The sequence below is a fragment of the Halomonas sp. MES3-P3E genome, from assembly GCF_002836035.1.
GTDB classification, from domain to species: Bacteria; Pseudomonadota; Gammaproteobacteria; order Pseudomonadales; family Halomonadaceae; genus Vreelandella; species Vreelandella arctica.
Genome location: NZ_PJBT01000057.1, coordinates 1 through 7,175, shown reverse-complemented (window position 1 = coordinate 7,175; position 7,175 = coordinate 1). Strand labels below are relative to the sequence as shown.

The 7,175-nt window shown below is 62.2% G+C and carries 11 protein-coding genes; 6 read left to right on the top strand and 5 right to left on the bottom strand.

Going from position 1 to position 7,175, the window contains the following annotated elements; all coding sequences use genetic code 11:
• Positions 1-96: 96 nt before the first annotated feature.
• The gene (locus CXF87_RS11190; RefSeq protein ID WP_010981353.1) at positions 97-531 is read right to left on the bottom strand and encodes a mercury resistance transcriptional regulator MerR; all 435 of its coding nucleotides are present in this window, start codon (positions 529-531) and stop codon (positions 97-99) included.
• Between CXF87_RS11190 and CXF87_RS11185 the strand changes: the two genes are divergently transcribed.
• The 6 genes from CXF87_RS11185 (at position 461) to CXF87_RS22010 (ending at position 2,513) form a co-directional block, all read left to right on the top strand.
• Positions 461-814 carry a hypothetical protein gene (locus CXF87_RS11185; protein WP_077269372.1) on the top strand — a complete coding sequence of 118 codons (354 nt, stop codon included), beginning with the start codon at positions 461-463 and terminating at the stop codon, positions 812-814. The genes CXF87_RS11190 and CXF87_RS11185 overlap by 71 nt on opposite strands.
• Before the next feature lie 14 nt (positions 815-828).
• Positions 829-1,467, top strand: coding sequence for an organomercurial lyase MerB (gene merB, locus CXF87_RS11180; protein WP_000761850.1), 639 nt, complete (start codon positions 829-831; stop codon positions 1,465-1,467).
• A 111-nt stretch (positions 1,468-1,578) separates the two neighbouring features.
• Positions 1,579-1,944 (top strand): mercury resistance co-regulator MerD, encoded by a 366-nt coding sequence (gene merD / locus CXF87_RS11175; RefSeq protein ID WP_000995361.1) that lies wholly within the window; start codon positions 1,579-1,581, stop codon positions 1,942-1,944.
• A complete protein-coding gene (gene merE, locus CXF87_RS11170) occupies positions 1,941-2,177 on the top strand; it encodes a broad-spectrum mercury transporter MerE (RefSeq protein WP_005413392.1) in 237 nt (78 codons plus the stop codon). Before merD ends, merE begins: the two co-directional genes overlap by 4 nt.
• Positions 2,174-2,323, top strand: a complete 150-nt coding sequence (locus CXF87_RS22015) for a hypothetical protein (RefSeq protein WP_223828161.1) — start codon at positions 2,174-2,176, stop codon at positions 2,321-2,323. Before merE ends, CXF87_RS22015 begins: the two co-directional genes overlap by 4 nt.
• Positions 2,310-2,513, top strand: a complete 204-nt coding sequence (locus tag CXF87_RS22010) for a DUF3330 domain-containing protein (protein ID WP_005413391.1) — start codon at positions 2,310-2,312, stop codon at positions 2,511-2,513. The genes CXF87_RS22015 and CXF87_RS22010 overlap by 14 nt, the downstream gene beginning before the upstream one ends.
• A 38-nt stretch (positions 2,514-2,551) precedes the next feature.
• Here the strand turns inward: CXF87_RS22010 and CXF87_RS11160 are convergent, their stop codons facing one another.
• The 4 genes from CXF87_RS11160 to CXF87_RS11145 are packed head-to-tail and all read right to left on the bottom strand — an operon-like array spanning position 2,552 to position 7,034.
• A complete protein-coding gene (locus CXF87_RS11160) occupies positions 2,552-3,166 on the bottom strand; it encodes a recombinase family protein (RefSeq protein WP_010981357.1) in 615 nt (204 codons plus the stop codon).
• Positions 3,167-3,226: 60 nt separating this feature from the next.
• Entirely contained in the window at positions 3,227-4,444 is a 1,218-nt protein-coding gene (locus CXF87_RS11155; protein WP_009288528.1) for a TniQ family protein, read from the bottom strand.
• Positions 4,441-5,349 carry a TniB family NTP-binding protein gene (locus tag CXF87_RS11150; RefSeq protein WP_101146687.1) on the bottom strand — a complete coding sequence of 303 codons (909 nt, stop codon included), beginning with the start codon at positions 5,347-5,349 and terminating at the stop codon, positions 4,441-4,443. Before CXF87_RS11150 ends, CXF87_RS11155 begins: the two co-directional genes overlap by 4 nt.
• A 2-nt stretch (positions 5,350-5,351) precedes the next feature.
• A complete protein-coding gene (locus CXF87_RS11145; RefSeq protein WP_011494284.1) occupies positions 5,352-7,034 on the bottom strand; it encodes a Mu transposase C-terminal domain-containing protein in 1,683 nt (560 codons plus the stop codon).
• Positions 7,035-7,175: the final 141 nt, after the last annotated feature.

Here is a 7,175-nt window from a genome sequence, read left to right as displayed (position 1 = left end):
TGTCATTTTCAGAAGGTGACTGCACGGAATATCAAGAGTCGGCTGCACAGTCTTTTCTGATCTGTGGTCGTCTCAGAAAACGGAAAATAAAGCACGCTAAGCTGTGGAAGCCCCTGCCAAGCTCGTTCCACCTTGCAACGACGCAATCAGCGGACACGAAACATTCCCCTGCCGCGAATGGCAGGCGCACACCAGGTCAGACAGCACAGCCTCCATGCGCGCCAAATCGGCCATCTTCTCGCGCACGTCTTGGAGCTTGTGCTCGGCCAGGCTGCTGGCCTCCTCGCAGTGGGTGCCATCGTCGAGCCGCAGCAACTCGGCGATTTCATCCAGGCTGAAGCCCAACCGCTGGGCCGATTTCACGAATCGCACCCGTGTCACGTCCGCCGCGCCATAGCGGCGAATGCTGCCATAGGGCTTGTCCGGCTCGGGCAACAAGCCCTTGCGCTGATAGAACCGGATGGTCTCCACGTTGACGCCGGCTGCCTTGGCAAAAACGCCAATGGTCAGGTTCTCCAAATTATTTTCCATACCGCTTGACTCCGTACATGAGTACGGAAGTAAGGTTACGCTATCCAATTCAAATTCGAAAGGACAAGCCGAGGAAGGTAGCGGACGACTCATTGGGGTACAGGCAGTGGCCCCGGAAGCGGGCGAGCTGATCCAGACGGCGGTGCTCGCGATCCGTAACCGCATGACCGTACAGGAACTGGCTGACCAGTTGTTCCCCTACCTGACGATGGTCGAGGGGCTGAAGCTCGCGGCGCAGACCTTCACCAAGGATGTCAAACAATTGTCCTGCTGCGCAGGATGAAAGGAGATGGAACCATGAAGCTCGCCCCATATATTTTAGAACGTCTCACTTCGGTCAATCGTACCAATGGTACTGCGGATCTCTTGGTCCCGCTACTGCGGGAACTCGCCAAGGGGCGTCCGGTTTCACGAACGACACTTGCCGGGATTCTCGACTGGCCCGCTGAGCGAGTGGCCGCCGTACTCGAACAGGCCACCAGTACCGAATATGACAAAGATGGGAACATCATCGGCTACGGCCTCACCTTGCGCGAGACTTCGTATGTCTTTGAAATTGACGACCGCCGTCTGTATGCCTGGTGCGCGCTGGACACCTTGATATTTCCGGCGCTGATCGGCCGTACAGCTCGCGTCTCATCGCATTGCGCTGCAACCGGAGCACCCGTTTCACTCACGGTTTCACCCAGCGAGATACAGGCTGTCGAACCTGCCGGCATGGCGGTGTCCTTGGTATTGCCGCAGGAAGCAGCCGACGTTCGTCAGTCCTTCTGTTGCCATGTACATTTCTTTGCATCTGTCCCGACGGCGGAAGACTGGGCCTCCAAGCATCAAGGATTGGAAGGATTGGCGATCGTCAGTGTCCACGAGGCTTTCGGCTTGGGCCAGGAGTTTAATCGACATCTGTTGCAGACCATGTCATCTAGGACACCGTGATCGGATATCGACCCAATGTTCTACGGCACCGGCATCGGATTCGCAGCGCGCGGATTGAACTCGGCGAAACGGTATATGCATTGCCGTGAACCGACCAAAAGGAGGTGTTCGATGAACGCCTACACGGTGTCCCGGCTGGCCCTTGATGCCGGGGTGAGCGTGCATATCGTGCGCGACTACCTGCTGCGCGGATTGCTGCGGCCAGTCGCCTGCACCACGGGTGGCTACGGCCTGTTCGATGACGCCGCCTTGCAGCGACTGTGCTTCGTGCGGGCCGCCTTCGAGGCGGGCATCGGCCTCGGCGCATTGGCGCGGCTGTGCCGGGCGCTGGATGCGGCGAACTGCGATGAAACTGCCGCGCAGCTTGCTGTGCTGCGTCAGTTCGTCGAACGCCGGCGCGAAGCGTTGGCCAATCTGGAAGTGCAGTTGGCCGCCATGCCGACCGCGCCGGCACAGCATGCGGAGAGTTTGCCATGAACAGCCCCGAGCGCATGCCGGCCGAGACGCACAAACCGTTCACCGGCTACCTGTGGGGCACGCTGGCCGTGCTGACTTGCCCCTGCCACCTGTCCATCCTCGCTGCCGTGCTGGCCGGCACAACCGCCGGTGCATTCCTTGTCGAGTATTGGGTCATCACGGCGCTCGGTTTGACCGGCCTGTTTCTTCTGTCACTGGCGCGGGCGTTGCGGGCATTCAGGGAAAGATCATGAGCGCTTCCCGGCCGGATGGATGGACTACGGCGGAGGGCCCAAGCGTTCGAGCGCGGGCAAGGCTTTCTGTTCGCAAAGCCGATGCCGGCGGCGGCATTCGCCGTCTTCGTCAGTCAATGGAGGGGTGCCACCATGAATGCAAATGATCCGACCGCCACCAGTTGCTGCGTGTGCTGCAAGGAAATTCCGCTCGATGCCGCCTTCACACCGGAAGGCGCGGAGTACGTCGAGCACTTCTGCGGGCTGGAGTGTTATCAACGTTTCCAGGCGCGGGCCAGCACTGCGACCGAAACGAGCGGCGAACCGAACGCTTGCGGTTCGCCGCCGTCAAATTGAGACAAACCACGCTTTCGCTACGTCGCCTCATGTCGGCATCAAATTCGGCTGAGTAGCTTCTCGCCATCTGGACGTAGCTCGCCCTTGGGTGAAATATGCCGATACAGGGTCTGCCGCGTGATGCCAAGTTCCTGGCACAGGTCGCCGACCTTGGTCTCTGACTGCCCCATTGCCGCCATCGCCAGCCGCAGCTTGGCGGCGGTCATCTTGAACGGCCGGCCGCCTTTCCGGCCGCGTGCCCGTGCTGAGGCCAGGCCCGCCACGGTGCGCTCGGCGATCAACTCGCGCTCGAACTCGGCCAGCGCGGCGAAGATACCGAAGACCAGCTTGCCGGCGGCGGTCGTGGTGTCAATGGCCGCGCCGTGCCCGGTCAGCACCTTGAGGCCGATGCCGCGTCCGGTCAGGTCATGGACGGTATTGATCAGATGGCGCAGGTCGCGCCCGAGCCGATCCAGTTTCCAAACGACCAACGTGTCGCCTGGCCGTAGTGCCTTCAGACAGCTCGCCAGACCGGGACGATCCTCGCGTTTTCCGGACGCTTGGTCTTCATAGAGATGCGCCGGATCAACACCGGCCGCGACCAGCGCATCGCGCTGCAAGTCCGTCGCCTGGGAGCCATCCGCCTTCGATACTCGCATGTAGCCAATCAGCATCTTGTACCTGTCACATATACGTTCGATTATGTGACAGTTTGCATCGGGAAGCTCTGCACGTCAAAATTTGTCACTTAACCCGTCATTCTGTCTAAGGCATGCAAAGGGTAGGCTAGGCTCATAATGTGACAGAAATTCCGGGGGGATGCCTTCCTTCGCGAAGGTGGCGCGCAACTGTTCCAAGGAAGCGGGGTCGCGCCGACCATAGGAAGCCAACGCGAACAGCGAGCGTGCCGTCTCGGGGTTGTGTCGTGCTTCAATGATGGCCTCATCAATGGCCTGGATTGCACGCTGCCAGTGATCGACGGGTTCGGGCTTCGGCGCTTTCGCCGGCAGGCCACTGGTGAACCCGGTTTGGGGCTCGGACCAGAATAGCTTTGCGTGCTCGCCTGGCGGGCTTATATCCCTCACCTCAATCAAGCTGATTGCCGTTGCCGCCGCCTCCAGCATCTGCAACCGTACTGCCGGGTTCAGGGTTTCATACGGTCGCCACAGACTTTGCCCAGCACGCAGCGGATGCCCGCAGCATTCCCAGATTTGGCGGAGATACCCCGCGTAGGTGCCGCACGTCGAAAGCGGGGTGTTCAGCTCATCGAGCAGCGTGCGTAGCAGCCTAAACCACAATCCGGCGTGGATGCGTCGGCGCGGCAACTCCACGTGGCCGGTCGTCAGTGCCTGCCAGGTACGCTGGTCCATCGCCGCAATCGCGTCGCTGGCAGTGCGCGGTTCGGCGTCGGCGTTCTCCCAGCCGAGAAACCGCCCTGGCACGCCCCAATAGGATTCCAGCCAGCAGCCATGCAGTGGGCAGCTCAGCATCAGGGGCAGCTTCCACGCGAGCAGTACGGCTTGGTTCTCCGGATCGTTCAGGCAGAGCGGACAGGCGCGGTGTATCGGTTGGGTGGGCAGCCAGGCACGCCAGCTCGTGATGGATCGCGTCTTACGGCGGAGTCTCGGCAGCAGTACCGAGAGCTGGAACGCATAGGTTTCCAATGCGGCTGGAATCTGATCATCAAGGCTGTCCAGTAGCCAAGGCACCCAGCCGGCGAAACTCATGCAGCGCAGCCGATCCAGCTCGATACCGCTCCGCTGGGAGAGCATCGCCAGCAGCGCCAGTGGTGGCGCGGTGTCCAGGTCATCAACCTGGCCGTGACCAAGATCGTGCTCCAGCAGCTCGGACACTTCCATGTGATAGCAAAGGGCCACGCGGTTGAGCCACGAAGACAGGGCTTCGGCTTCCCTGGGTGCCGGATGCAGTGGCCAGCGTGGCGCTGGCTTCACATCAGTTCCCGCTCGAATTGCCGACGCCGCTCGCTTGGGCCGGTGTAATCGGCCATGCTGAGCGTGCGGTGGTTGATCGCTTCCTCGCCGCTCTCCACGGCGACGAGGGCCGCCGCCATCAGCAAGTGCGCCAGTTCGCCGATGGTGCCCTCGCTGCGTGTGAGCAGGTAGCGGGCCATGTCCAGCGTGGCAATCGACGAGGGTCGCCGCAATGGAAGCGAAGCGGCGAAGCTGGCCAGCAGTGAGCAGCAATCGTCGTTGGCCTCCCACACCGGCAGCATCATGGGCTCGAAGCGGTTTTCCAATTGGTCATCCGAGCGGATGGCCAGGTAGGCGTCGCGCGTGCCGACCCCGACCAATGGGATGCGCAGCTCATTGCCGAGGAAGCGCAGCAGGTTGAGAAATTCCCGCCGGTTGACGCTGTTGCCGGCCAAGACGTTGTGCAGCTCGTCGATCACCAGCATGCGCACGCCGACCTTGCGCAGCAGTGCCAGCGCCAGTTGCTCCATTTCCGGCAGCCGTGGGCGCGGGCGCAATGGTGCTCCCATCGCCGCGAGCAGCGCGACGTAGAAGCGGATCACCGATGGCTCGGACGGCATCTGCACGACCAATACCGGGATGTGCTCCTGGTCGGCGTCGGAGCTGGCCGGGTGGGCGCGGCGGAACTTCTCGACGATCATCGACTTGCCGTTGTTGGTTGGACCGACCAACAGCAGGTTGGGCATGCGTTGTTTGTTTGGCCACGTATACAGGGCTTCCAGCCGGTTCAACGCCTCGACTGCTCGCGGATAGCCGATCCAGCGGTCGGCGCGAAGGCGATGGATGCGCTCGTCCGCCGGGAGACGGGCCAAGCCCTGGGCCGCCGGCAGCAGGTGGGACAGGTCGATGATGGGATATTCGTCCACGGCTACCACTCCTCAATCTGGTCGAACGGTTTGGCAGGTGGCTGGTTGTCCGCCTGCGGGTCTGCCATGTCCGTGTCCGCTGGTGGCGTGGTTTTGACAGGTTGTTCCGTTGACTTGAGATGCTGGCGTCGATCCGCGTCGCGCCGCGCCTTGCGCGTGGCTTTCTGCGCAGTGGTCACGATTTCGCGCATCTGCCCGATCATGCGGAACAGCGCCGACTCATCCACCTGTTCGCGCCCTTGCTGCCGCAATTTCGCCAGCGCCTGCCGTTGTTCCCAGAGGGTGACAGCCGGGTGCGACAAGGTACGGTATGGAATTTCCAGATAGTGCTGCCCCTCCGGCTCCAGCACCCAAATGCGGCTGATGTCGCGTGGGTCGCGCCGGATCAGGAACGCAGGCAGGCGGTCGCGCCGAGCTATCCACGGCTTGAGCGCATCGGCGTAGTAGTGGATGTGGTCGATGACGAAGCCAGTGCGGGTCAGGGTGCGGCGGAGGACGGGCAGGAAATCGACCAGAAAAGCCGTGGTGCGAGTGATGACGGTTGGAACGCCGGTACGCGCGACAGCTTCGGCCCAGCGTGCGGCCGGCGGTTGGAGCAGGCCGTTGTGCACGGAGCCGTGATAGGTGCCAACCGCCAATGCGAGCCAGCGTTCCAGCTCGCGCAGTGTCAGGGCGGCCATCTTCTCGGAGGCGTATTCCCCGCGCTGGTCAGGGTTGGAGAAGGTCGTCCCCGGCAATTCGTCGTGGATCATTTGCATCGCCGTGCCGATGATCCGTTCCACGATGCCGCCATAGTGCGGCTGCCCGAGAGGCCGATAGTCCAACCGGATGCCATGCTGCTCGCAGCCACGGCGTAGCGCCTCGCTCTTGAATTCGGCCGCGTTGTCCAGGTAGAGCAGCGCGGGCTTGCCGCTCATCGGCCAGTCCATTTCCACGTCCAACCTTTCCAACCAAGGGCGCTTGTCGCAACCGGCGTGTGCGAGGCACAGGCCGACCGAGACGGCAGATGGCGCTTCTAACGTGACCACCATGCCAACCACGCAGCGGGTGAACACGTCGATGGCGAGGGTCAGGTACGGACGGCCAATCGGTTGCCGGTCGCGCTCGTCCACCACGATCAGGTCGATGACTGTGTGGTCGATCTGTACCTGCTCCAGCGGTGCGGAGACTGGCGGAGGAACACCGCCAACACCTTGCAGGATGCGGGACGCATCCTGGCCTTCCCGAAGTCGAGTGGTCTTGAGTGGATCAAGGCTGGCGATCCGCAACGCGACCGTGTTGCGCGCCGGCATCCGCAGCTTTTGCAGCTTGCACACCCGCGCAACTTCACGGTGGAACGCCGCCAAGCTGCGCTTCTGCTTGGTCAGGAAGCGCTTTTGCAGTAGCTCGCGGATGATTCGTTCGACCGACTCCGGCAAGCGGCCTTTACCTTTGCCACCGCTCGACTGTCCAAGAGCCAAATCAGTGACCAGCCCCGAACCTTGCCGGGCACGGCGGATCAGGACGTAGACCTGCCGCCGGGACAGACCCAGCGCCTGGGCTGCTGCGTCGGCCGCTTCATGCCCGACCGTCTCCGACTGCGCCAACGGCCCAATGATCTCCGCGCGGCAGCGAGCACGCTCCCATGCCTGTTCTGACAGGGTGGCTACGCCGCGCTCGGCAATCGGTACGGTATCGGTCGCCATGCTCGCCTCGCTTTGGTGCACACGAGTATTGAGCATAGACGAGTTTCGTGCAGAGGAGTCCTGATATCGGGCTGTCAGGAGCCGTATGCACAGCAGGCTTCATGTCTCGTTGATTGGTGCAGTCGTCTTCTGAAAATGACA